Consider the following 23,157-nt stretch of genomic DNA (forward strand, 5'->3'; position numbering starts at 1 on the left):
ATTCGCCGCGATGGGCGCGGACGAAACAGGGAGTGGATGACGAGAGCATGGCGAACGCCACCATCCGCGACGTGGCTCGCGCGGCCGACGTATCGGTCGCCTCGGTCTCGCGCGTGCTCAATCGCCACGAAAACGTCCGCCCGGCGCTCCGCGAGAAGGTGCAGGCCGCCGCCGCCAGCCTCGGCTACGTCCCCCATGCCGGTGCGCGCTCGCTCAGCCTCGCGCGGTCGAACGCGATCGGCGTCGTCCTGCCCGAACTGCATGGCGAGTTCTTTTCGGAGCTGCTGCGCGGTATGGACCGCGAGGCGTCGGAGCGCGGGCTGCAACTGCTGCTGTCGAACATGCACGCCGATCCGGCGCGCGCCGTGGAGGCGCTGCACACCATGCGCGGCCGGGTCGACGGGCTGGTGGTGATGGCGCCGCATATCGATCCGGACCAGCTGCTCGGCCATCTGCCGGTCGGGGTGCCCGCGGTCATGGTCAACTGCGCGCCGCATCATCAGCCCCGGCCCGAACTGCGCATCGACAACGCCACCGGGGCGCGGATGATGGTCGACCATCTGGTCGCCACCGGACGCCGCCGGATCGTCCACGTCGCCGGGCCTGAGGGCAATGTCGATGCCGAGGAACGCATCGCCGGATACCGCGCGGCGATGGCCGATGCCCGGCTGGACGCGATGGTCGAACGCGGCACTTTCCTCGAGGATTCGGGCGTGGCCATCGCCCAACGGCTGATCGGGCGCGGCGTCGACGTCGACGCGGTGTTCGCCGCCAACGACATGATGGCGATCGGCGTCCTGACGGCGCTGCGTCGTGCCGGCATCGCCGTGCCCGACCGGATCGCCGTCGCCGGGTTCGACGACATCCCGCTCGCCCGCCTCATCTCGCCTGCCCTCACCACGCTGCGCATCAACATCGCGCAGCTGGGCGAACGCGCGGTCGCCCGCCTGATCGACCAGATCGACGGCGCCGACGACCACGGCATCGAACTGCGCGCACCGACCCTGGTCGTGCGCGACACCACTTCACCACGGGAAGACCCGGAAAACCGGGGCATAAGGGGAAACAACGCATGAGGAATAGCATGATCCGCGCGGCGTTCGCCGCCGCGACGACGCTGGCGACGGGCGCGATCGCCATCGCTCCGGTATCGGCGCAGACCACCACCGCCTCGGTGCGGGGCACGGTGCGCGACGCGGCGGGTACCGCCGTCGCCGGCGCGACCGTCGTCGCAACGTCGACCGGCACCAACCAGTCCTATCGCGCGACGACCGACACCGCCGGCCGCTACACGCTGAACGGTATCCGTGCGGGCGGTTATTCGATCACGGTCACCGGTCCGAACGGCGAAACCTCGACCAGCACGGTAACGGTCGGCATCGCGCAGTCGGCGAGCCTCGATGTGACGCTGGGCGCTGCCGCTGCACCGGATGCGACGGCTACCGCCGAAGCGCCTGCAACGGGTGACGAACAAACCATCGTCGTCACCGGCCGCCGGCTGATCGAAAGCCGCACCAGCGAAATCGCGACCAACGTGTCGCAGGAGCAGCTTCGCACGTTGCCGCAGACCGACCGGAACTTCCTGTCGTTCGCCGCCCTCGCCCCCGGCGTCCGCTACAACGACAGCGAAACCGACAAGGGGTTCCAGGCCGGTGCGTCGACCGCGGCGCAGGTCAATGTGTTCATCGATGGCGTTTCGCTGAAGAACAAGCTGCGCGAGGGCGGCGTCGCCGGCCAACAGAACAGCCGCGGCAACCCGTTCGGCCAGTTGGCGGTGCAGGAATTCCGCGTCCTGACCCAGAACTACAAGGCCGAATACGAACAGGCCGGTTCGGCGATCATCACCGCCGTTACCAAGTCGGGTACCAACGAATTCCATGGCGAAGCCTTTGGCCAGTACACGGACCGTGGCCTGACCGAACGCAGCTTCCTCGACCGCCGCAACGGTCGCGACAAGCCTGCGTTCGAACGCAAGCAGTACGGCGTTTCGCTGGGTGGTCCGATCATCAAGGACAAGCTGTTCTTCTTCGGCACCTATGAAGGCAACGATCAGGATCGTGCGTTCATCGTCGATTCGACCGGTACCGCCGAAAACGTCCGGGCGTTCGAGGCGGCGTCGGGTCGCCGGATCAGCGAGTTCGAAGGCAACTTCGTCAGCCCGTTCCGGGCCGATTTCTATTTCGGCAAGCTGACCTTCACCCCCGACGATGCCCAGACGTTCGACCTGTCGTACAGCCGCCGGGAAGAAACCGACATCCAGGGGTTTGGCGGCAACGTCGCGTATGAGTTCGCCGAGAACAAGCGGAACACCGTCGAGACGTACCTCCTGAAATGGACATATCGAGGCGACAACTTCATCAACGAAGTCAACCTGAACTATCTCAACTATAATTTCAGCCCGACGTCGCTCAACCCCGGACAGTCCAGCTTCAACTACGATACCGTCATTCAATTCGGTGGCCGCGAGGCATCGCGTCGGGAAATCCAGCAGGGCTACACGCTGCGCGACGACTTCACCTATACCGGTTTCGACAATCATGCGATCAAGGTCGGCGCGCGGGTCGAGGTAACCGACATCGAATTCTCGAACCTCGCCTTCCTGCAGCCGGGCTACACCTTCCGGATCGATACGGTCGAGAATCCGAACACGAATCTCGCGAACGACACCAACTTCACCTTCCCCGCCGAGGCGCGTCTCGGGCTGGGCAACGGAACGGTTCGCGGATCGAACACCCAGCTGGGCTTCTACATTCAGGACGACTGGGACGTCACCGACCGGTTGCAGCTGAACCTCGGCCTGCGCTGGGATTACGAAACCAACGGCAACAACAACGATTTCGTGACGTCGGCAAATGCCGCTGCCGCGCTGCGCGCCCTTCCCGCCACCAGCTATTTCGATCCGGAAAACTACATCAGCACGGGCAGCAACCGTGACCCGTTCGCCGGTGCCTTCGCCCCGCGCTTCGGCTTCTCGTACGACATCTTCGACAATGCGCGGACGGTGATCTTTGGTGGCTTCGGGCGCTATTACGATCGCAACAACTTCAACAACACGGTCGACGAACAGTCGCGGACGATCAACCCGATCGGCGTCTTCCGCTTTTCGCGCGACGGCCAGCCGCGCAACGGGCTGCAAACCGTCGTCTGGGATCCGCGCTATCTGACCCGCGAGGGTCTGCTCGAACTGCGCGCCACGTCGACCAGCGGCGCGCCGGAACTGTTCGCGGTCAAGAACAATACGAAGCCGCCCGTCAACGATCAGGTGAGCCTTGGCGTGCGCCAGCAGGTCGGCCCCTGGCAGCTTGCGTTGACCGGCTCGTACCAGCGTGGTCGCAACGGCTATACCAACCTGTTTGCCACCCGTCAGAACGGCGGGACTGGCCCGTGCTGCAACACGACGCCGCTGACCCCGTTCGGCTTCTCGAACGCGTTGATCGGTTTCGACGGCCTGGATACGCGGTACAAGGCGATCTACTTCACCGCCGACAAGCCCTATACCGAGGTTTCGGGCTGGGGCGTCAACGTTGCCTATACCCTGTCGAAGGGCGAACAGAATGGCGGCGATCTCTTCAGCCTCGATGCCGTCACGCCCGACGATTACGGATGGCGGCCCCGTAACGGCGACGAACGTCACCGCGTCGTCCTGTCCGGTATCGTCGACCTTCCCCTGGGCTTCCAGTTCTCGACGCTCAGCACGTTCGGCAGCGGCCAGGCGTTCCGGGTCACCGACGGCACCAACGGCGCGACGTCCGGGTTCAACGAATTCAGCGCGCGCTATCCCGACAAGAACTGCATCAAGGGCGTGTTCGCATTCTGCGAGGTCAACCTGACCCTTGCGAACAAGCTGAAGATCCTTGGCGGCGAAACCGAAATTGCGGTCGATCTGCTGAACGCGTTCAACAACAACAATTTCTCCGGCTTCGACGATTTCTTCAACAATCAGATCAATCCGGCAACCGGTCAGGTCGTCGACACGCTCGATCCTGCGCGGATCGGCCGCGATCTGCTCACGCTGCCCCGGCGCATCCAGTTCCGCGTCGGCTACCGCTTCTAACCCTTCCCTCCCCTGCCGGGACAGGCTCCCCCGCCTGCCCCGGCATTTTTGTATCCAGCAAAGGGGCCTGCCCGTGATCGATCGCCGTTTCTTCCTTGCCGCCAGCACCGCCGCACTTGTCGGGGCCTGCACTGGACGGACCGGGATCGCGCCCGCCACGGCGCCCGACCTGCTGTCGGATATCCAGGAGCGCGCGTTCCGGTTCTTCTGGGACACCGCCGATCCCGACACCGGGCTGGCGATGGATCGCTGGCCGACGCCCAGCTTCGCGTCGATCGCGGCGTGCGGCTTCGCGCTGACCGCCTATGCGGTGGGCGAGAAGCATGGCTGGATCACCCGCCAGCAACATGCCACCCGCACCCTCGCGCTGCTCGATTTCTTCGCAAAGGCGCCGCAGGGCGACGGCGAAACCGGGTTCAGCGGCTACAAGGGCTTCTTCTACCATTTCCTCGGCGTGACGAAGGGGCAGCGCTTCGCCCGGTGCGAGCTGTCGACGATCGATACCGCGCTGCTGCTGGGCGGCGTGCTGTTCACGCAGAGCTGGTTCGATCGCGCCGACCCGGTCGAGGCGCGCATCCGCGACCTTGCCGAACAGATCTATCGCGCGGTCGAATGGGACTGGATCGTGCCGCGTCCGCCGTTCGTGTCGATGGGCTGGCATCCGGAAAGCGGCTTCATCCGGTCCGACTGGAACATCTATAACGAGGGCGTGATCCTGTACGTGCTGGCGCTGGCCAGCCCGACCCATCCGCTGCCACCGGAAACATGGGGGGCGCTGACGCAGAAGTTCGAGGCGAGCTGGGGCAATCGCTGGGGCGAGCCGCATCTGCAGTTCGCGCCGATGTTCGGCCATCAGTACAGCCATGTCTGGATCGACTTCCGCGGCATCCGCGATCCGTACATCGCGTCGAAGGGCATCGATTATTTCGAGAACAGCCGCCGCGCGACCCATGCCCAGCGCGCCTATGCCAACGAAAATCCGGGCGGCAAGGTCGGCTACGGCAACGACTGCTGGGGCCTGACCGCATGCGACGGCCCCGGCGATTTCGCGGTGACGATCGACGGGCGGAAGCGCGAGTTCTTCAGCTATTCGGCGCGCGGACCGGGCGAGCGCGACGACGGTACGCTGGCCCCCACCGCGGCACTGGGATCGATCGCCTTCGCACCCGAGATCGTCGAGCCGATGATCGCCACGATGCACGCCCGCTATGGCGCCGGCATCTACGACAAATACGGCTTCCTCGATTCGTTCAACCCGACGCTGACGCGGACCGACGAACCGTTGAAGCATGGCAGGATCGTACCCGGCATCGGCTGGGTCGACGGCGATTATCTGGGCATCGATCAGGGACCGATCGTGCTGATGATCGAGAACCGCCGGTCGGGAATGGTGTGGGAGGTGATGCGCCGCAATCCGCATATCCGCCGTGGGCTGGAGCGCGCGGGGTTCAAGGGCGGCTGGCTGGCATAGGTGCTCCCGGCGCACAGCGGACCAACGACCAGGCCGGTGGAACACGCGCACCGATATTTCGTTTCGCTACCGTGTCGTATAATCCGGCACGGGGGCGAAGGGGGAACATGCGCCGCATCAGGGCCAGTCTGGGCGCCGCCGCGTTGCTGGCGCTGGGGGCGTGCAATCGTCACCAGTCGGCGCTGAGCGTCTTCGGCGAAGAGGCGGCGACCGTTCGTCACTTGACCGTCGTCATGCTGGTCGGCGCGGTGGTGATCGCCGCGGGCGTCGCCGCGCTGATGATCGCCGCCGTGCGTGCGCCCGAAGGGCGGCTGACGCTGTCGGGCGGGATGCGTCTGATCGGCTGGCTGGGCGGCGTGCTGCCGGTGGTCGTGCTGCTGGGACTGCTGCTCTACAGCCTGCCGGCGATGCGACCATTGCGCGTCGCGCGGGACGATCTGCGCATCGCGGTGCAGGGCGAGCAATTCTGGTGGCGCGTCCGCTACCAGCCACCGGGCGCGGCCCCGGTCGTCACCGCCAACGAGATCCGCATTCCCGTCGGCCGCACGGTCCAGTTCGATCTGACCGCCGGCGACGTGATCCACAGCTTCTGGATCCCGGGCCTTGCCGGCAAGATGGACATGATCCCCGGCCGCACCAACCGGCTGGTGGTGCGCGCGACGAAGCCCGGGAAGTTCCGCGGCGTGTGCACCGAATTCTGCGGCCTCAGCCACGCGCTGATGGCGTTCGACGTCGTGGCGATGGAGCCGGCAGCCTTCGATAGCTGGCTGGCGAACGAGCGCGGCCCCGCCACCCCGGCCACCGGGACTGCCGGCACCGCCGCAGGGGCGCGTGCGTTCGCTGCCAATGGGTGCACCGGTTGCCATTCGATCGCCGGTACCCCCGCCGCCGGTCTGATCGGCCCCGACCTGACCCATATCGGCAGCCGCACGTCGCTGGGCGCGGGGACGCAACCGATGACCCGTGCCGCGCTGGTCCGCTTCATCACCGACGCGCCCGCGGTGAAGCCCGGCGCGCGCATGCCCGCCTATCCGCAAATGCCGGTGCAGGATGCGCAGGCGATCGCCGCCTATCTGGAAAGCCTGAAATGAGCCTGCACGCGCAAGACGATCCCGCGCTCCGCGCCGCGCAGGAGGAACGGCTGCGCGCGGTATGGAAGGCGCCGCAGGGCATCTTCCTGCGCTGGACCGACTGCAACAACAACCGCGTCGGCGCGTGGTACACGCTGACCGCCTTCGGCTTCATGCTGTTCGCCGGTGTACTGGCGCTCATCATGCGCACGCAACTGGCGGTGCCCGAGAACGACGTGGTGTCGGCGAACACCTTCAACCAGCTGTTCACGCTGCACGGCTCGATGATGATGTTCCTGTTCGCCGTCCCGATGTTCGAGGCGGTGTCGATCATCCTGCTGCCGCAGCTGCTGGGTGCGCGCGACCTGCCCTTTCCGCGGCTGTCGGCGTTCGGTTACTGGTCGTTCCTGCTGGGCGGAGTATTCGTCGGCGGATCGATCTTCTTCAACGCCGCGCCGGATGGCGGGTGGTTCATGTATCCGCCGCTCACCACCCGCACCGACCTGTCGGGGCTCGGCGCCGACATCTGGATGCTGGGGCTGAGCTTCATCGAGGTGTCGTCGGTCGCGGCCGCGGTCGAGCTGATCGTCGGCGTGCTGAAATGCCGGCCGCCGGGGATGCGGCTGAACCTGATGCCGCTCTACGCATGGTACATCCTCGTCGTCGCGGTGATGATCCTGTTCGCCTTCCCGCCGCTGATCGCCGGCGACGTGCTGTTCGAGATGGAGCGGCTGCTCAACTGGCCGTTCTTCGATGCGACGCGCGGCGGCGACCCGTTGTTGTGGCAGCACCTGTTCTGGATCTTCGGCCACCCGGAAGTCTATATCGTCTTCCTGCCCTCGATCGCGCTGTTCGCGATGATGATCCCGACCTTCGCGCAGCGCCACCTGCTGGGCTATCCGTGGATCGTGCTGGCGGCGGTCGGCACCGCGTTCCTGTCGTTCGGGCTGTGGGTCCACCACATGTTCGCGACCGGCCTGCCCAAGATCAGCCTCGCCTTCTTCTCCGCCGCGTCCGAAGCGGTGGCGATCCCGACCGGTATCCAGATCTTCGCGTTCATCGCGACATTGTGGGCCGGCAAGGTCAAATGGTCGACGCCGCTGCTGTACGCCAGCGGGTCGCTCGCCATCTTCGTCATCGGTGGCCTGACCGGGGTGATGGTGGCGATCGCGCCGTTCGACTGGCAGGCGCACGACACCTATTTCGTCGTGGCGCACCTGCATTACGTGCTGATCGGCGGTACGCTGCTCCCCCTGTTCGGCGGGCTGTACTATTACTGGCCGCTGATTACCGGCAAGAAGCTGTCCGACCGCTTGGGCCGCACCGCGTTCTGGATGCTGTTCGTCGGTGCGAACCTCACCTTCTTTCCCATGCACTTCAGCGGGTTGTACGGGATGCCGCGGCGGGTGTTCACCTATCCCAGCGAACTCGGCATCGACTATCTCAACCTCGCCTCGACGATCGGCGCCTATCTGTTCGCGCTCGGTACGCTGGTGGTCTGCATCGATCTGGGGCGGTCGCCGTGGCGGCCCAAGGCGGTGCGCAACCCGTGGCATGCCGGCACGCTCGAATGGCTGGCGCATCCCGACGACGAGGACTGGGGCATCCGATCGGTCCCGTTGATCGAGAGCCGCTATCCGATCTGGGACCAGAAGGATTTCGTGAAGAAGGTCGACGAAGGTCGCTTCTTCCTGCCCGATGCGGAAGAAGGCCGGCGCGAGACGATCGTGACCACCGTGCTCGACGCGCGACCGCTCTATGTCGTGCGGCTGGGCACGCCCAGCTGGGTACCGATGCTGACCGCGATCGCGCTGGGCAGCGTGTTCATCCTCACCACCTATCACCTCTATTGGTGGTCGCTGGCGGGTGCGGTCGCGACGCTGGGGTTCGTCCTCTACTGGCTGTGGACCGGCACCGCCGAAATCCCCGAAAAACCGTCCAAGCCGATCGGGCACGGCATCGAACTGCCACTCTACGTTTCCGGATCGGCCGCGCCGGGGTGGTGGGCAATGTTCATCACGATGATGGCCGATGCCACCGCCTTTTCCGGCCTCGTCTTCGGCTATTATTTCTTCTGGACGGTGCATCCCGAATTTCCGCCGTCCGGGCCGGGCATGGACGGACCGGGCGTGTTCTGGCCGATGGTGGCGCTGGGCGTCGCGGCGGTCAGCTGGATCGCGACGGTTGCCGCGCGAGAGAGCAACCGGCGGGGCGGCGTCACGGCGGCGCGCGGGTTGCTGGCGCTTGGCATCGTCGCCAGCCTCGCCGGCATTTGGGCCGGGCTACAGGGGCCGCTGACCACCGGGCTCGACCCCGAACTGCACAGCTATCCCGCGATCGTGTGGGTACTGGTGATCTGGACCACCGTCCATGCCGGGGTGGGCGCGATCATGCAGGCCTATACGCTGGCGCGCAGCATCGCCGGGCGGATGACGCCGACCCATGATGCCGACCTGCGCAACATCACGGTCTACCAGCACTTCATGGCCCTGACCGCCATCGTCACCTATGCGACGATCGGCCTGTTCCCGGGGGTCGCATGAAGCGCGGGCTGCATGGCATGGTGGCCCGGCTGAAGGTCACGCTCTGGTCGCTGATCGTGCCGCCGACGGTGTGGGCGGGGCATTTCCTGTTCTCGTACCTGTGGGCGGCGATCCACTGCGCGAAGCTAGGGGGCTTCCCGCGCCTGCCGGTCCTGTATGCCGCAGGGACGATCGTCGCGCTGCTCCTCATCCTTGCCGCCGGGGTCGTCGCGCACCTGCAATCGCGCGTGCCGGGCGACACCCCGCCGCACGAGGAAGGCACCGACACCGACCGCATCCGCTTCCTCGCCTTTTCCACCGTGCTGCTCGCGGCGCTGAGCTTCGTCGGAGTGATCTTCACCGCCGCGCCGGTGCTGTTCCTGACGGATTGCCGATGAGGCGCGTCAGCCTGATCGCCGGACTGGTCCTGCTGCCCGCCGGGTGGCTGGCGGCGGCACACGCGGGGATGGTCGGGCATATGGCCGGGCACATGATCGCGGTGGCGGTCGCCGCGCCGCTGCTTGCCTTCGGACTGGCCGATACCCGCTTCCACCCCGCCCGCCGCTGGCCGCTGGTGGTCACCCCGCTGGCCATGTCGCTGGTCGAGCTGGCGACGGTATGGGGCTGGCACCTGCCCGCGCTGCGCATGCTGGCCGACGGCCATGGCTGGGCGATGGTCGTCGAACAGGCGATGTTCCTCGCCGCCGGATGGCTGCTGTGGGCGGCGGTACTCGGCACGGGGCCGGACCGGCGCGCGGCCGGGGTCGGCGCGCTGCTGCTCACCTCGATGCACATGACGCTGCTCGGCGCGCTGATCGGCCTCGCCCCGCGCCCGCTCTATCCGGCGATGGCGCACGGGATGCACGATGCGCTCGCCGACCAGCAACTGGGCGGGGTCGTCATGCTGATGGTCGGCGCGGCCAGTTATTTCCTCGGCGGGCTCGCGCTGCTCGCCACGCTTCTCAGGCAACCGGAGCCGACGCCATGACCATCCGCCTTACCTGGAAGCGCGTGGTCGTGACCCTGCTCGGCATCTTCGCGCTGGGCATGGCCTATGCGTGGTCCGGGCTGTTCAACGTCGCGGCATCGTCGGGGCACTGGGCGGTCACCGACTGGTTCCTGCACTGGGTGATGCGCAATTCGGTGCAGACCCGTGCCGCGTTCTCGACCCCGAAGGACGCGAAGGACGATAGCGGGCTGGTCAGCGCGGCGGGCTATTACGCATCGTCCTGCGCGTCGTGCCACGGCGCGCCAGGCGTCCGCCCCCTGCCGTTGATGCAGGCGGCGACGCCCCCTGCCCCCGACCTGTCGAAGAACGCCAGGGAATGGACCGACCGCCAGCTCTTCTGGATCCTCGAACACGGCGTCAAGTTCAGCGGGATGCCGGCATGGGCGGCAAAGGACCGCCCCGACGAGGTCAGGCGCATGGTCGCCTTCGTCCGCCAGCTGCCAACGATGACCCCGCAGGAATATCGCGTGCTGGCGGGCAGCAACGCGCAGGGCATCGGCGCGGCGAACGGCCGGTTCGACAGCTGCGCCGGCTGCCATGGCAGCGACGGCCTCGGCCGTGGACAGCGCGACATTCCGATCCTCGCCGGACAGGACCCCGCCTATCTCGCCGCCGCACTCGAAGCCTATGCCACCGGCAAGCGCCAGAGCGCGGTCATGGGCAACGCCGCCGCGCAGCTGACGCCGCAGGAGCGCGGGGCGCTGGCGCAGCGTTTCGCCGCCATGCCGGGGATCGCGCCGGGTCGCGGCGGCAATGGCGACGTCGCCGCACGCCGGATCGTCGAGCGCGGCCTGCCCGACAAGCAGCTGCCCGCCTGTCGCAGCTGCCACGATGCCGCCAGCGCCAAGCGCTTCCCGGTCATTGACGGGCAGCGCGCGGTCTATATCGCCGGGCGGCTGCGCCACTGGCGCGGCGAAAAGGAAGTGGTCGATGCGCGCAAGGACCAGGCGACGATGCCGGTCATCGCCCGGCGCATCCCCGAGGACATGATCGAACCGGTCGCGCGCTATCTGGCGGGGGAGTAAGCGGCGATTGGTCGGCCTGATCGGTATCTTGTGGTTCGGGGCCACGAGACAGGTTACCGGTCCGAGCACTTCAGTGAAGCCCCGGATCGGTGGCGCGGCAGGACGATGACGATGGTTCAGTCCGACCGGAAACCGCTCTAGGATGCGTCCGATGGCCCCCGATTTCGACCTGGATCCGCAGACGCTGTTGCAGGCCTATGCCAGCGGCATCTTTCCGATGGCCGACGATCGCGATGCGCCCGGCGTCTACTGGGTCGAACCCCGGATGCGCGGCGTGTTGCCGCTCGACGGGTTCCACCTCTCTCGCTCGCTGCGCAAGCTGGTGGCGTCCGATCGCTATCGCGTGACCGCCGACCGGGCGTTCGAGGACATCATCGCGCTGTGCGCCGAAAGCGCGTCGGACCGGCCGGAGACATGGATCAACGCGACGATCGAGCGCGCCTTCCTGCGGCTGCACGAAATGGGCCTCGCCCACTCGGTCGAAATCTGGGACGGCGACCGGCTGGCGGGGGGGCTGTACGGGCTGGCGCTGGGGCGGGCGTTCTTCGGCGAATCGATGGTCAGCCGCGCGCCGAGCGCGTCGAAGGTCGCATTGGCATGGCTGGTCGCGCGGTTGCGCGCCGGCGGGTTTCGCTTGCTCGACTGCCAGTTCCAGACCGACCATCTGGCGACGATGGGCGTGGTGGAAATCCCGCGCGCGACCTATTCCGCGCTGTTGTCCGCGGCGCTGGGGCTGGGTTCGGCCGGTGCCGGAGCGGCCTCGGCCGATTTCGGCGCGCTCGACCGCCGCGTGCCGCTGGCCGCGGGTGCGGCGCCCGCCCCGGCCGACACCGTTTCCGGGCCGGTGTCGGGAAAGGACATCGTGCAGCTCTTGGGCCAGACGTCGTAGATCGGGTGCAGCACGACGTTCAGCGCAGGGCGTTCCTTGAACAGCCAGCCCGAAAAGGCGCGGCGCCATTTCGCATCGGTGCCGCGCACGTCCAGCTGCACGAACGCGCCGGTATATTGCTCCTGCTCCCACGGCGCGGTGCGCTCGCACGCGCGCAGGCGGACGATGACGTCGCCGATGCGCGTCGCCTGTCCGGGCTTCAGCGTCAGGTTGCGGGTTTCGCCGTTGCGCTTGTTCAGCAGGCCGACCACCGCGACCCGCCCGGCCATCGGCGTGGCACCGGCGAGCAGGCGGCTGTCGAGCCCGGCGTCGACGCTGACGACTTCGGGCCCGCCGGGACGCGGACGGGCCGATTCAGGGACGGCGATCTCCGCACGCGGGCTGTCCGGCGTCGCCTGTCGCGACTGCCAGCTACGCCAGCCGAACCATCCGCCGACCGCCAGCAGGACCGCGATCGCCAGCCCGGCCAGCCAGCGGCGCGGATTCACGCGTCGGGGCTCCACGCCTCGTAATCACCGGTGGCGCGGACGCGGGCACCGCCCTTGTCGAGGACGCCGGGCGGACGATAGGCGAGCGCGGTGCCGGTCTGGTTCGCGATCGGCGGCTTCTGCCACTGGCGCACCGGCGGCAGCGACTCATCGGGCGTACCCTCGATCTGGTGGTGCAGCCAGCTGAACCATTCGGGGGGCACCCGGCTGGCGTCGTTCGACCCTGAATAGATCACCCAGCGGCGCGGATTGCCGTTGGTATCGCGTCCACCCTGATAATAGGCGTTGCCGAGGTCGTCGGTGCCGACCTGCGTCTTGCCGCGCAAGCCGAGCCAGGTGCCGAAGGTGGCACCGTTCCACCAGGTGAATGCGTTCGCGAGGATACCCATGGGCGTTCGCTTAGCGTCCCCCACGCCCCACGACAATGGGGCCGATCATTTCCACGTCACCTTGTCCCCCGCCGCGATGCCCAGTTCGGCGGTACGCCCCCCGCCCAGTTCCAGCACCGCCGCGATCGGTTCGCCCGAATCGACCTTCGCGTCGGAGAACGGCACGGCATTCTCGCCGATCGTGGCGATCGTGCCGTCCTGGCGGATGAAGATGATGTCCAGCGAACCGGGCGTGTTGCGCATCCAGAAGCTGGCCGCGCGCGGCGGCCCGCCATCGGGTGGATAGGGCGCGAACAGCATCCCCGCATCGGGCGCCAGCGGCGGGCGGTACATCAGCCCTTGCTGCTGCTGCGCCTCGGTCGCGGCGACTTCCGCCTTGAACATGTGCGATTTGCCGTCGGCGGTGGTGACCGTCACCGGCTTCACCACCATGCCGTGTTCGGAACGCGATTCGCCGCTTCCGGCCTCGCCCTTGCACGCCCCGGTCGCCACCAGCAGCGCAATCGCCGCCAGCCCGGAAATTCGCCGCTTGTTCACGCGTTCACTCGCCCGTTTCGACCACTACGGCCAACGGCCCCTTCTGCCCCTCGACGATGCGCGCGACAAGCCGCTGTTCGGGGTCGACCTCCTCGATCCCGCCGCGGCGCAGCGTCTCCATATGGACGAACACGTCGCCGGGCCGGGCATCGCGCACCAGGAATCCGTATCCCTTCAGGCGGTTGAACCATTTGACCGACACCGGTTCGAACGGTCCCGCCTGATCGGCCAGCGCCAGCCGGTCGGGCCGCTCGGCGACGCGACGGACCGGTTCGATCGCACTCGACAGGTCGATTTCGACGATCTCGATCGCCTGATGCCCGCGCGCGCGCCGCGCGACGTTGCAATGGATGATGGCCCCTTCGGGCAGGGTCCGGCGGCCATGCGCCTCCAGTACCGAAAAATGCACCAAAACATCACCGATGCCATCATCGTCAGCCACCGCGAAACCGAAGCCGCGCGTGACGTCGAACCATTTGATGACGCCGCGAACCGCAGGCAAAATATCTTCGCCGGACGAGGGCAGATTACCCCCCGTCACCGGTGCTGCCACGCAATCATCGGCAATTGTTCGCGCTTCCAGACGCATCGTTGCGTGCTCCCCCCGGGGCGTATCCTAACACGATGTTTCGCGAACGCGACGATTTCTTTGCGCGTCATTCCAGCAACAGCGCGTCGTCGGGATCGGCGGGGTCGAGCGACAGGATACGCCGGGCCAGCGACGGCGCGTGCCCCGCGCGCACCATCGCCGCGATCTGCTTTTCGCGCCGCTCGCGCTCGACCGGCGCGATGGCGAACGGCCCCATCCGCTTGCGCCGCGCAAAGGCCAGCGCCGCTGCCTGTGCGCCGTCGTCCAGCGTGTCGGCGACGGCGCCTGCATCCTCCTCCCCCACCCCCGCATGGCGCAGCGCGTCGCGTACCCGGCGCGCACCCAGCCCCCGGCGGGTCATCGAGGCCGCGCGCATCTCGGCAAAGGCGCGGTCATCGACGTAGCGCAGTTCGGCCATCCGGTCGGCAAGACCCGCGACATCGACCGGTCCATCGCTGCCGCGCTCGCGCAGCTTGCGGGTCAGGTACGCGGCCAGCTTCGCGCGGGTGGTCGCATAGCGTTCAACATAGCGTAAGGCGGCGCGTTCCAGGGCAGGCTGGTCGAGCGGCGGGAGCGGACGACGGGGGGTGCGGGACATGCGCCATGTTTGTGCCACACTACGTCGCGATTTTGAAATGAACTGTGCCGCGCGGTCCTTTGCCGCTATGGCGACACGCTTCGAACGCCGCGTATCGCGCGAACGGGCCTGAGAGTTGGACAAGAATGACGACGAATCCTGAAGGAAGTATTGCAGTTGCCCCCGAAGCGACCCCGACGGTCGACGCGTTGCCGCGTCGTTTCGCGGACTTCGCGACGCTGGGCGAGGCAATGGATTATGCCGCGCTCGGCACGCGCGGGCTGAACTTCCACGATGCGCGCGGCACGTTGAAACGCCCCTATCCGTTCCGCGAGATGCGCGAGGATGCGTTGCAGCAGGCCTGCCGCCTGATCGCGAAGGGCGTGCGCCCGGGCGACCGGATCGCGCTGATCGCCGAGACGGGGGCGGAGTTCGCCGCGCTGTTCTTCGGCGTGGTCTATGCCGGCGCATGGCCGGTGCCGCTGCCGCTGCCCACGTCGTTCGGCGGGCGCGAGGCGTATGTCGAGCAATTGCGCGTCCAGTTGGCGAGCTGCGACCCCAGGACGCTGTTCTACCCGGCCGAACTGGAAGCGATGGCGGGCGAGGCGGCACGCATCTCGGGCGTCGAAGGCATTGACTGGGAAAGCTTTTCCGCCGCCGACGCGCCGGTCGTCGACCTGCCGCAGGCGTCGAGCGACGACGTGTGCTACCTTCAATATTCGAGCGGCTCGACCCGCTTCCCGCACGGGACCGAGATCACCCACGCCGCGCTGCTCAACAACCTTGCCGCGCATAGCCACGGCATGGAAGTGGGCGAGGAGGATCGCTGCATCTCGTGGCTGCCGTGGTATCACGACATGGGGCTGGTCGGCTGCTTCCTGTCGGTAGTCGCCAACCAGGTTTCGACCGACTATCTGAAAACAGAGGATTTTGCCCGGCGTCCGCTGGCGTGGCTCGACCTCATCACCCGCAACACGGGCAATTCGATTTCCTACTCGCCGACGTTCGGATACGACATCTGCGCGCGGCGGATGTCGAGCCAGACCAAGGCGGCGGACCGGTTCGACCTGTCACGCTGGCGGCTGGCGGGCAACGGCGCCGACATGATCCGGCCGGACGTGATGCAGTCGTTCGTCGACGCCTTCGCCGATGCCGGGTTCAAGGCGTCGGCATTCCTGCCGTCCTATGGCCTTGCCGAGGCGACGCTGGCGGTGGCGATCATGCCGCCGGGGGAAGGGATCGTCGTCGAACTGGTTGAAGAGACGGAACTTTCCGGCCACGCCGGCCGCGCCGACCGGCCGCAGCGCTACCGTGCGATCGTGAACTGCGGGAAGCCGGTGCGCGACATGCTGGTCGAAATCCGCGAAGAAGACGGCACCCCCCTGCCCGAGCGGGCGATCGGCAAGCTGTGGTGCAAGGGGCCGTCGCTGATGAGCGGGTATTTCCGCGATCCGGAAGCGACCGAGGCGTGCATGGCCGATGGCTGGCTGGACACCGGGGACATGGGCTATCTATCTGACGGATATGTCTATATTGTCGGCCGGGCCAAGGACATGATTATCGTCAACGGCAAGAATCACTGGCCGCAGGACATCGAATGGGCGGTCGAGCAGCTGCCCGGGTTCAAGGCCGGCGACATCGCCGCCTTCGCGATCACGACGCCGGGCGGCGAGGAAACCCCGGCGGTGCTGGTGCAGTGCCGCGCGTCGGACGAGGCCGAGCGGCAGCGGCTGCGCGAGGAAATTCGCGAGCGGGTACGGTCGGTTACCGGCATGAACTGCGTCATCGAACTGGTCCCGCCGCGCACCCTGCCGCGGACGTCGTCGGGGAAGCTGAGCCGGGCGAAGGCGCGGAAACTGTACCTCGACGGGGACATCAAGCCGTACGCGATCGCCGCATAGGCGCCTGATGACGCAAGCGCCCTCCCCACGCCGGGGAGGATTTAGCGCTTTCCTACAAGGCCCCGGACGGCTAGGCCAGAATCGGCCTTGCCCTTCCGGTTCGACCGGGATAGAGGCCGCGTCCGCACACGAGTGTAGCTCAGCTGGTAGAGCATCGGTCTCCAAAACCGAGGGCCGGGGGTTCGAATCCCTCCACTCGTGCCAGCGCGCCCCGCGCCAACCGCCCCGCCGAACGGGGCATCCCGTCCCCGCCACGATCAAGCAGGACCGACGACGATGTTCCGCGCGCTGTACGACTGGACGCTCCGCCTCGCCAACCATCGCCATGCGGTGCGCAGCCTTGCCGTCGTGTCGTTCTGCGAAAGCTCGTTCTTCCCGATCCCGCCCGACGTCGTGCTGGTCCCGGTCATCCTGCAGCACCGCAGCCGCGCGTACCAGATCGCGGCGATCTGCACGATCGCGTCGGTGCTGGGCGGCATGGTCGGCTATGCCATCGGCTATTTCCTGTGGGACACGGTCGGCGCGTGGGTCATCAACCTGTACGGGTTGCAGGACAAGGCGGCGAAGTTCCAGGCCGGGTTCGCCGAATATGGCGCGGCGATCATCCTGCTGAAAGGGCTGACGCCGATCCCGTTCAAGCTGGTGACGATCGCGTCGGGCCTCGCCAAGTTCAATTTCGGACTGTTCGTGCTGACCGCGGCGATCACCCGCGCCTTCCGCTTCTTCCTGATCGCGTTCCTGCTCAAGAAATACGGCCAGCCGGTGCAGGACTTCATCGAGAAGCGGCTGACGCTGATCGGCACGCTGCTGGTCGTGGCGCTGGTCGGCGGGTTCGCGGCGGTTTCGCTACTGTAGGCGCTTGTCCGGAAACGTGCGAACGAGCGCGTTCCGGGCGGTGCCGGCCATTTCCAGACACACCATAATCCCCCGTCCCCGCTGCGCTTGCACGGCGGGCGGTTCGACGCTAGATACCATGCCCAATCCGACAGCGTGGATGGGCCGCGCCGGTTCGAACAGAACCGGACGGGGCCTTGTGTCCGGCAGTCGGTCAAACCGTTAGCGAAGGTCAGGCACACGTGGCGAAGGTTACCCCAGTCGAATTCATGCGGCAGGTCCGGGCCGAAACCGCCAAGGTGACGTGGCCGACGCGCAAGGAAACGGTGATGACGGCGGTGATGGTCGTCATCATGACGACGCTGCTCGCGGTCTTCTTCCTTGGCGTGGATTCGGCGTTCGACGCGATCGTCAAGGGCTTGCTGAAGCTCGCGCAGTAACCGCCGCCGCCCCCCAATAGCTTTAAGGACACCCATGTCGCGCTGGTACATCATTCACGCCTATTCCGGCTTCGAGGGCAAGGTCCGCGATTCGATCCTGACCGAGGCGACGCGCCTGGGCCTCGACCACGCCGTCGAGGCGATCGAGGTGCCGACCGAGAATGTGACCGAAGTCCGTCGCGGCAAGAAGGTGCAGTCCGAGCGCAAGTTCATGCCCGGTTACGTGCTGGCGAAGCTGGACCTGAGCGACCAGGTGTACCACCTCGTCAAGAACACGCCGAAGGTGACCGGATTCCTGGGATCGTCGGGCAAGCCGCAGGCGATCAGCGAGGCGGAAGCCACGCGGATGCTCAACAGCAAGGAAGAGGCCGCCGCCTCGCCCACCAAGCAGAAGATCAAGGTCGATTTCGAGATCGGCGATTCGGTCAAGGTGCTGGACGGCCCGTTCGCGAGCTTCAACGGCGTGGTCGAGGAACTGGACTTCGACAAGTCGAAGGTGAAGGTTTCGGTGTCGATCTTCGGGCGCGCGACCCCGGTGGAACTGGATTTCGAGCAAGTGGAACGAAGCAAGTAAGGCGAACGCCTGACTTGCTGTCCGCACACGAATAGCGAACGCTATTCGTGAGACGGCGGACACCGGCCGGCGGGTGCAACCCGACCGACGTTAGCGGCGTAGGGCGACAAGCCCTGCGCCGTTTTTGCTTCTTCGGCAACGAGGCGGCCATTCGGGCAAATCCGTTGACGGAGCGTCGTTGTGCGATTGGAACCCGACCTGCTTTTCGGTATTGTTTCGAGTGGCACGGCGAAACAGTACGTCGGGGAAACGGCATGACACCGCATCATATACACGCCTCGGTTGGTCTTGGCGGGCGCAATCGTCCCGCCGACGTCGGCATCGTCCAGACGCTTGTGAAACAGGCCGGGTTCGACCCCGGACCGATCGATCGCCGATGCGGACGCTTAGCCATCCATGCTATCGAACGGCTGCAACGGCGGTTGCTGCGCCACCCCGATGGCCGGGTAGACGTCAACGGACCGACATGGCGCCACCTGACGAAGGCAGCCGCGACGCCGGCTCCAGCCGCGCCCGGCCGAACCATCCGCCCTTCCCCGCCGGGCACGGCGCGACCCCAGCCGGCACCGCGTACGCCAGCAAGGCCGACCGCACCAGCCATTCCCAAAGCCTCGCCGGCAGCGCCTGCATCAGAACCGCCTGCCGAGCGCAAGGCGTTCTGGAAAGCGGCGACCAGACTACCGGCTCGCAACAGCGTCAACCGCGGACTGTCCTCGCCGAACCAAGACAGCCAGATCAGGCGCTTCGGCGGCCGTCCCAGCGCCATATCCTATAAAGACGATGGTCCGGTCACCAACCCGAAGCTGTTGAGGCTGCTGGTACTCGAGAATGTCGGGCCGTTCCGGGTGCATGGGATCCGGCCAGCCGTTGCCAGCCTGCGACAGGTTTTCGCGGCGGTTCGACAGCAACAGCCCGAACTATATCGACTGGTCAGCAACGCCGGTATGCTGGTCAACCGCCTGCAACGCGGATCCAGCACCAAGCTTTCGAACCACGCCTTCGGCACGGCGATCGATCTGAGGATTGCCGGCTATCTGCAGCAGCGCGGTTCGCACCATTCCAACCGCGGGCTCGACGCGCTGGCGCCGTTCTTCAACGACGCTGGATGGTATTGGGGTGCAACGTTCAGCGTCGATGACGCGATGCATTTCGAATGCAGTACGACGCTGCTCGATAGTTTCAACCTGTGATCGGACGTGCGATGATCCACCCCGTTCTATACCAGTCGCGGCTGTTCGTGGCGGCAGCAGCAGCAGCGATCGCCTGCGCCTGCACGGCCGACAGCGGCGCAACAGCAGCAGCCGACACCTCGGCGGCGTGCAAGGTCCTGCCCCCCGCCGACCTTGGCCGGCGGCCTTTGCGTTGGCTCGGCGCCTGTTCCAACGGGCTGGCACAGGGGTTGGGCGTGCTGCGGCTGGGCGAGCGGGCACCCTATCAGTTCTTCCTTGGTCGGGTCGCGGACGGGCGCCCGGTACAGGGCTTGTTGCGCGCCGAAGATACGCAGTTGATGACGGCCTATCGTTTCGACCGCGCGCTGAAGGTCGTGCAGCCTGACGGACTTCGTCCGAATGAGACGGCAGCAGTTTTCCGAACCGGCACCGCAGGCGCGAACGCCACGGCACAGCGCTTCGAGGCGGCGGGAAACCGAGGGTCGGCGGCATATTATGCACGGATGGCACGCGAGATCGCCGGAAGCGAACCCGGGGGATGACGTCCTTCAAAGGCGAGGTAACTGTGCTTGCGCCGATGGGAGCGACTTGCGACGGCGGTGTGTTACGAACAGCTTGCGCGGGAGATTGCAGAAGGAGAATGCGTGGTGCGGACTACTAGTCACGCAGCCGGCCGCCCTTCCCCCGTAACGCAATCTCCAACGCCACCTCCCAACCGCCCGGCTCCCACTGCGTCCGCCGCCCGCCCCGCCGCCATTCCAGCTGCGCGAACTCGAGCATCCGCATCTCCTCCTCATCCAGCATCTGCCCGGCGCGATAATCGCGCACCTTGCGCGCGATCCAGTCGGCGTTGCTCTCGCCGCGCTTGCGGGCAAGCTCCGGTTCGGCCAGCCCTTTCGCGCGCTTGTCGTTCCACGCGATCATCTGCATCGCCTGCGCGACCGTCATCGGCGGGATCGGCGGGGGATCGTTGTGGCGCCAATGGTCGTGGGTGCTGCTCTCGGGCAGGCTGCTTTCGAGCAGCGCTGCCTCCAGCCGTTCGGAGCCCATGGCAAGCGCCACGCGCATCTCGCGGGCGAAGCCGGGGTTGTGGCGGGCACGGGCGTAGAAGCTGGAATGGGCGAAGCCGGCGGCCTGCGCGGACAGGCGGACATTGGCGGTGGCGCTGAGCGCCGCGAGGAAGCGTTGTTCGGCGTCGCGGTCGATGGTGCGGGTCTTCGAGACGCGCAGTTGCAGGCGGCCGTTCGAGCGGACGACGCGCGCCGGGCCCTCGGTCTGGTCGGGCCTGGCAAGGCGCGCGGCGGCGAGGGTCAGCGCCGCCTCCCACCGCTGGGCGAAGTCGGGGTCGGCATTGCGGCGCTTGGTCAGCATCGAGCGGTTGAGGCCCAGGGTGCGCGCGGCGTCGCGGGCGTTGCCGGTGCGTTCGAGTTCGGCGAGGAACGCGGCGTTTTGCAGCGCCTGCTTGCGCGAATAGGGGCGTGGGCTGGACATTGGCATGGCCGCCACCGGATCAGGCGGAATCCAACATTGCAAGGGGGCGGCTTTTCCGCTACGCGCGCCGCTTCCCAAACGACAGTTTTGGAAACCATGGCGGGAGGCCGGTCCGAAAGGGCCGCGCCGCACGAACCGCTAAACTTGAGAGAGAGTGAACATGGCCAAGAAGATTACCGGCTATATCAAGCTGCAGGTGCCGGCGGGCGAAGCCAAGCCGTCGCCGCCGATCGGCCCGGCGCTGGGTCAGCGCGGCGTGAACATCATGGAATTCTGCAAGACGTTCAACGCGCAGACGTCGTCGGGCGATATCGCCAAGGGCACGCCGCTGCCGACGATCATCACCGTCTATGCCGACCGTTCGTTCAGCTTCGAGACGAAGACGCCGCCGGCGACGTACCTCATCAAGCAGGCGATCAACCTGAAGTCGGGTTCGAAGGAGCCGGGCAAGTCGGTCGCGGGCAAGATCAAGCGTTCGCAGCTGAGCGAGATCGCCACGATCAAGATGAAGGATCTGAACGCCAACGACATCGACGCGGCGACGAAGATCATCGAAGGTTCGGCCCGCGCGATGGGCCTCGAAGTGGTGGAGGGTTAAGACTGTGGCCAAGCTGACCAAGAAGGCGAAGACCCTCGCCACCGCGATCGATCGCGAAAAGCTGTACGGTGTGGATGAAGCGATCGCGCTTGCCCGCACCCATGCGACCGCCAAGTTCGACGAGACGATCGAAGTCGCGCTGAACCTGGGCGTCGATCCGCGTCACGCCGACCAGATGGTCCGCGGCGTGGTGACGCTGCCCAAGGGCACCGGCAAGACCGTGCGCGTCGGCGTGTTCGCCCGCGGCGCGAAGGCCGAGGAAGCCACCGCGGCGGGTGCCGATGTGGTGGGTGCCGAGGACCTGATGGACGCGATCCAGGGCGGCAAGATCGATTTCGATCGCTGCATCGCGACCCCGGACATGATGGGCCTCGTCGGTCGTCTGGGCAAGATCCTGGGCCCCAAGGGCCTGATGCCGAACCCGAAGCTGGGCACGGTCACGATGAACGTCGCGGCCGCGGTCGAGGCGGCCAAGGGCGGCCAGGTGGAATATCGCGTCGAAAAGGCCGGCATCATCCATTCGGGCATCGGCAAGGCGTCGTTCTCGGCCGCCGACCTGCGCGAGAATTTCGACGCACTGGTCGATGCGGTGGTGAAGGCCAAGCCGTCGGGCGCCAAGGGCAAGTATGTCCGCAAGGTTGCGGTCAGCTCGTCGATGGGCCCGGGGATCAAGGTCGACACGGCCGAGGTTGCAGGCGCGTAAGCGCCGACGCCGTGCCCCAGGGCACGGCCCGAGGCCGGCCGGCGGGGCTTGAGCCCCGACCGGCGACGCGGAATTTACTTCTGCGTCGTCCGCTACAGAAAAGGGGTCGGAGGCTTCGCGCTTCCGGCCCCTTTTTCTTGCGTGGCGTTCCTGTCGACAGCACCCGACACAATGGATCCCGGCCTTCGCCGGGATGACGGATGGTGGTGCGTCCGTCGCGCCGAACCGAACTTGACCGGGGGACCTTCTGCCTCGCTGCTGAGTAGAAGAAGAAGCGGGACCCCGGCTCAAGCCCGGGGTGACGGTGTGGATCAGATATTCCCCTGCTCGTCCTGCGGCACGTCGTCGTCCGGGCCGTAATACAGCGCGGCGCATTCGGCGCGCAGGCAGCCGCCCTCGATCACGATGTCATCGCGCCAGGCATCGGCGATGAAGCCCAGCGTATCGATATGGCGGTCCTCGAAATACATCGCATGGACGTCGGCGCGGCCGGCGCCGTAGACGACGCGGGCGACCTTCGACCAGATCGAGGCCATGGTACACATGCCGCAGGGTTGCAGCGTGGAATAGAGCGTGGCGCCGCGCAGTTCCATGTCGCGCTCGCGCTCGCAGGCGCGGCGGATTGCCATCATCTCGGCATGGGCGGTGGCGTCGGGCAGTATCTCGGTCTGGTTCGGTTCGGCGGAAAGCACGCGGCCATCGCGGACGATGATCGATCCCAGCGGCGAGCAGGACGGGTCGTCGCCCTTGGTCCGGGCGATGGCGATCGCGCGGCGCATCCACATTTCATCCTGCGTCGTCAGCATGTTGGGTCCCCTTTTCCGCCC

23 protein-coding genes, 1 tRNA gene and 1 pseudogene are annotated in these 23,157 nt (G+C 66.8%); 18 read left to right on the forward strand and 7 right to left on the reverse strand.

The features are described 5' to 3' along the window. Positions 1–47: 47 nt before the first annotated feature. The 9 genes from QLH51_RS02780 (at position 48) to aat (ending at position 12,040) form a co-directional block, all read left to right on the forward strand. Complete coding sequence (locus QLH51_RS02780) at positions 48–1,076, forward strand: LacI family DNA-binding transcriptional regulator (protein WP_125654583.1); 1,029 nt, start codon at positions 48–50, stop codon at positions 1,074–1,076. Then, positions 1,073–4,054: a TonB-dependent receptor gene (locus QLH51_RS02785; protein ID WP_125654581.1), complete on the forward strand. Its 2,982-nt coding sequence runs from the start codon at positions 1,073–1,075 to the stop codon at positions 4,052–4,054. Before QLH51_RS02780 ends, QLH51_RS02785 begins: the two co-directional genes overlap by 4 nt. A gap of 73 nt (positions 4,055–4,127) precedes the next feature. Next, positions 4,128–5,525 carry a glucoamylase family protein gene (locus QLH51_RS02790; protein ID WP_206428791.1) on the forward strand — a complete coding sequence of 466 codons (1,398 nt, stop codon included), beginning with the start codon at positions 4,128–4,130 and terminating at the stop codon, positions 5,523–5,525. 107 nt (positions 5,526–5,632) lie between these two features. Next, the gene (gene coxB / locus QLH51_RS02795) at positions 5,633–6,616 is read left to right on the forward strand and encodes a cytochrome c oxidase subunit II (RefSeq protein ID WP_125654579.1); all 984 of its coding nucleotides are present in this window, start codon (positions 5,633–5,635) and stop codon (positions 6,614–6,616) included. Next, positions 6,613–9,138 (forward strand): cbb3-type cytochrome c oxidase subunit I, encoded by a 2,526-nt coding sequence (locus QLH51_RS02800; protein ID WP_125654577.1) that lies wholly within the window; start codon positions 6,613–6,615, stop codon positions 9,136–9,138. The genes coxB and QLH51_RS02800 overlap by 4 nt, the downstream gene beginning before the upstream one ends. After that, entirely contained in the window at positions 9,135–9,515 is a 381-nt protein-coding gene (locus QLH51_RS02805) for a hypothetical protein (protein ID WP_206428790.1), read from the forward strand. The genes QLH51_RS02800 and QLH51_RS02805 overlap by 4 nt, the downstream gene beginning before the upstream one ends. Further along, positions 9,512–10,105: a cytochrome c oxidase assembly protein gene (locus tag QLH51_RS02810; RefSeq protein ID WP_125654575.1), complete on the forward strand. Its 594-nt coding sequence runs from the start codon at positions 9,512–9,514 to the stop codon at positions 10,103–10,105. Before QLH51_RS02805 ends, QLH51_RS02810 begins: the two co-directional genes overlap by 4 nt. Beyond that, complete coding sequence (locus QLH51_RS02815) at positions 10,102–11,151, forward strand: c-type cytochrome (RefSeq protein WP_125654573.1); 1,050 nt, start codon at positions 10,102–10,104, stop codon at positions 11,149–11,151. Before QLH51_RS02810 ends, QLH51_RS02815 begins: the two co-directional genes overlap by 4 nt. Before the next feature lie 142 nt (positions 11,152–11,293). Continuing rightward, positions 11,294–12,040, forward strand: coding sequence for a leucyl/phenylalanyl-tRNA--protein transferase (gene aat / locus QLH51_RS02820; protein ID WP_443018812.1), 747 nt, complete (start codon positions 11,294–11,296; stop codon positions 12,038–12,040). 35 nt (positions 12,041–12,075) lie between these two features. Here the strand turns inward: aat and QLH51_RS02825 are convergent. The 5 genes and pseudogenes from QLH51_RS02825 to QLH51_RS02845 form a co-directional block, all read right to left on the reverse strand. Beyond that, positions 12,076–12,309: pseudogene (locus QLH51_RS02825) on the reverse strand (DUF2155 domain-containing protein); the annotation flags it as partial. Between the two features lie 215 nt (positions 12,310–12,524). Continuing rightward, positions 12,525–12,917: an NADH:ubiquinone oxidoreductase subunit NDUFA12 gene (locus QLH51_RS02830; protein WP_125654570.1), complete on the reverse strand. Its 393-nt coding sequence runs from the start codon at positions 12,915–12,917 to the stop codon at positions 12,525–12,527. A 45-nt stretch (positions 12,918–12,962) separates the two neighbouring features. Continuing rightward, complete coding sequence (locus QLH51_RS02835; protein ID WP_125654568.1) at positions 12,963–13,454, reverse strand: DUF192 domain-containing protein; 492 nt, start codon at positions 13,452–13,454, stop codon at positions 12,963–12,965. Between the two features lie 4 nt (positions 13,455–13,458). After that, positions 13,459–13,956 carry a cold shock domain-containing protein gene (locus QLH51_RS02840; RefSeq protein ID WP_206428789.1) on the reverse strand — a complete coding sequence of 166 codons (498 nt, stop codon included), beginning with the start codon at positions 13,954–13,956 and terminating at the stop codon, positions 13,459–13,461. 154 nt (positions 13,957–14,110) lie between these two features. After that, positions 14,111–14,641, reverse strand: a complete 531-nt coding sequence (locus QLH51_RS02845) for a regulatory protein RecX (protein WP_206428788.1) — start codon at positions 14,639–14,641, stop codon at positions 14,111–14,113. A gap of 125 nt (positions 14,642–14,766) precedes the next feature. Here QLH51_RS02845 and QLH51_RS02850 point away from each other — a divergent pair, with 125 nt between their 5' ends. The 7 genes from QLH51_RS02850 to QLH51_RS02880 all read left to right on the forward strand — a co-directional run bounded on the left by QLH51_RS02850 (position 14,767) and on the right by QLH51_RS02880 (position 20,080). Continuing rightward, on the forward strand, positions 14,767–16,521 hold the full coding sequence (locus tag QLH51_RS02850) for a fatty acyl-AMP ligase (protein ID WP_125654562.1): 1,755 nt from the start codon (positions 14,767–14,769) through the stop codon (positions 16,519–16,521). A gap of 128 nt (positions 16,522–16,649) precedes the next feature. Further along, positions 16,650–16,725: transfer RNA gene (locus tag QLH51_RS02855), tRNA-Trp, on the forward strand. Between the two features lie 72 nt (positions 16,726–16,797). Next, entirely contained in the window at positions 16,798–17,376 is a 579-nt protein-coding gene (locus QLH51_RS02860) for a YqaA family protein (protein WP_125654560.1), read from the forward strand. Positions 17,377–17,597: 221 nt separating this feature from the next. Further along, the gene (gene secE, locus QLH51_RS02865; protein ID WP_082443319.1) at positions 17,598–17,795 is read left to right on the forward strand and encodes a preprotein translocase subunit SecE; all 198 of its coding nucleotides are present in this window, start codon (positions 17,598–17,600) and stop codon (positions 17,793–17,795) included. 34 nt (positions 17,796–17,829) lie between these two features. After that, positions 17,830–18,369, forward strand: a complete 540-nt coding sequence (gene nusG / locus QLH51_RS02870) for a transcription termination/antitermination protein NusG (RefSeq protein ID WP_055789753.1) — start codon at positions 17,830–17,832, stop codon at positions 18,367–18,369. A 164-nt stretch (positions 18,370–18,533) separates the two neighbouring features. Beyond that, positions 18,534–19,559 carry a M15 family metallopeptidase gene (locus QLH51_RS02875; protein ID WP_283514211.1) on the forward strand — a complete coding sequence of 342 codons (1,026 nt, stop codon included), beginning with the start codon at positions 18,534–18,536 and terminating at the stop codon, positions 19,557–19,559. A gap of 11 nt (positions 19,560–19,570) precedes the next feature. Beyond that, positions 19,571–20,080, forward strand: a complete 510-nt coding sequence (locus tag QLH51_RS02880; protein ID WP_125654556.1) for a hypothetical protein — start codon at positions 19,571–19,573, stop codon at positions 20,078–20,080. A gap of 115 nt (positions 20,081–20,195) precedes the next feature. Here the strand turns inward: QLH51_RS02880 and QLH51_RS02885 are convergent, their stop codons facing one another. Then, on the reverse strand, positions 20,196–21,029 hold the full coding sequence (locus QLH51_RS02885; protein WP_125654554.1) for a hypothetical protein: 834 nt from the start codon (positions 21,027–21,029) through the stop codon (positions 20,196–20,198). A 160-nt stretch (positions 21,030–21,189) separates the two neighbouring features. On the opposite strand from QLH51_RS02885, the gene rplK reads away from it, so the two are divergent. Continuing rightward, positions 21,190–21,627: a 50S ribosomal protein L11 gene (gene rplK, locus QLH51_RS02890; RefSeq protein WP_055995235.1), complete on the forward strand. Its 438-nt coding sequence runs from the start codon at positions 21,190–21,192 to the stop codon at positions 21,625–21,627. A 4-nt stretch (positions 21,628–21,631) separates the two neighbouring features. Beyond that, on the forward strand, positions 21,632–22,330 hold the full coding sequence (gene rplA, locus QLH51_RS02895) for a 50S ribosomal protein L1 (RefSeq protein ID WP_055789759.1): 699 nt from the start codon (positions 21,632–21,634) through the stop codon (positions 22,328–22,330). A gap of 311 nt (positions 22,331–22,641) precedes the next feature. On the opposite strand, the gene QLH51_RS02900 is transcribed toward rplA, so the two are convergent. Beyond that, a complete protein-coding gene (locus QLH51_RS02900) occupies positions 22,642–23,136 on the reverse strand; it encodes a nucleoside deaminase (RefSeq protein ID WP_125654552.1) in 495 nt (164 codons plus the stop codon). Between the last annotated feature and the right edge of the window lie 21 nt (positions 23,137–23,157).

It is taken from the genome of Sphingomonas sp. 2R-10 (assembly GCF_030062225.1).
Lineage (GTDB): Bacteria > Pseudomonadota > Alphaproteobacteria > Sphingomonadales > Sphingomonadaceae > Sphingomonas.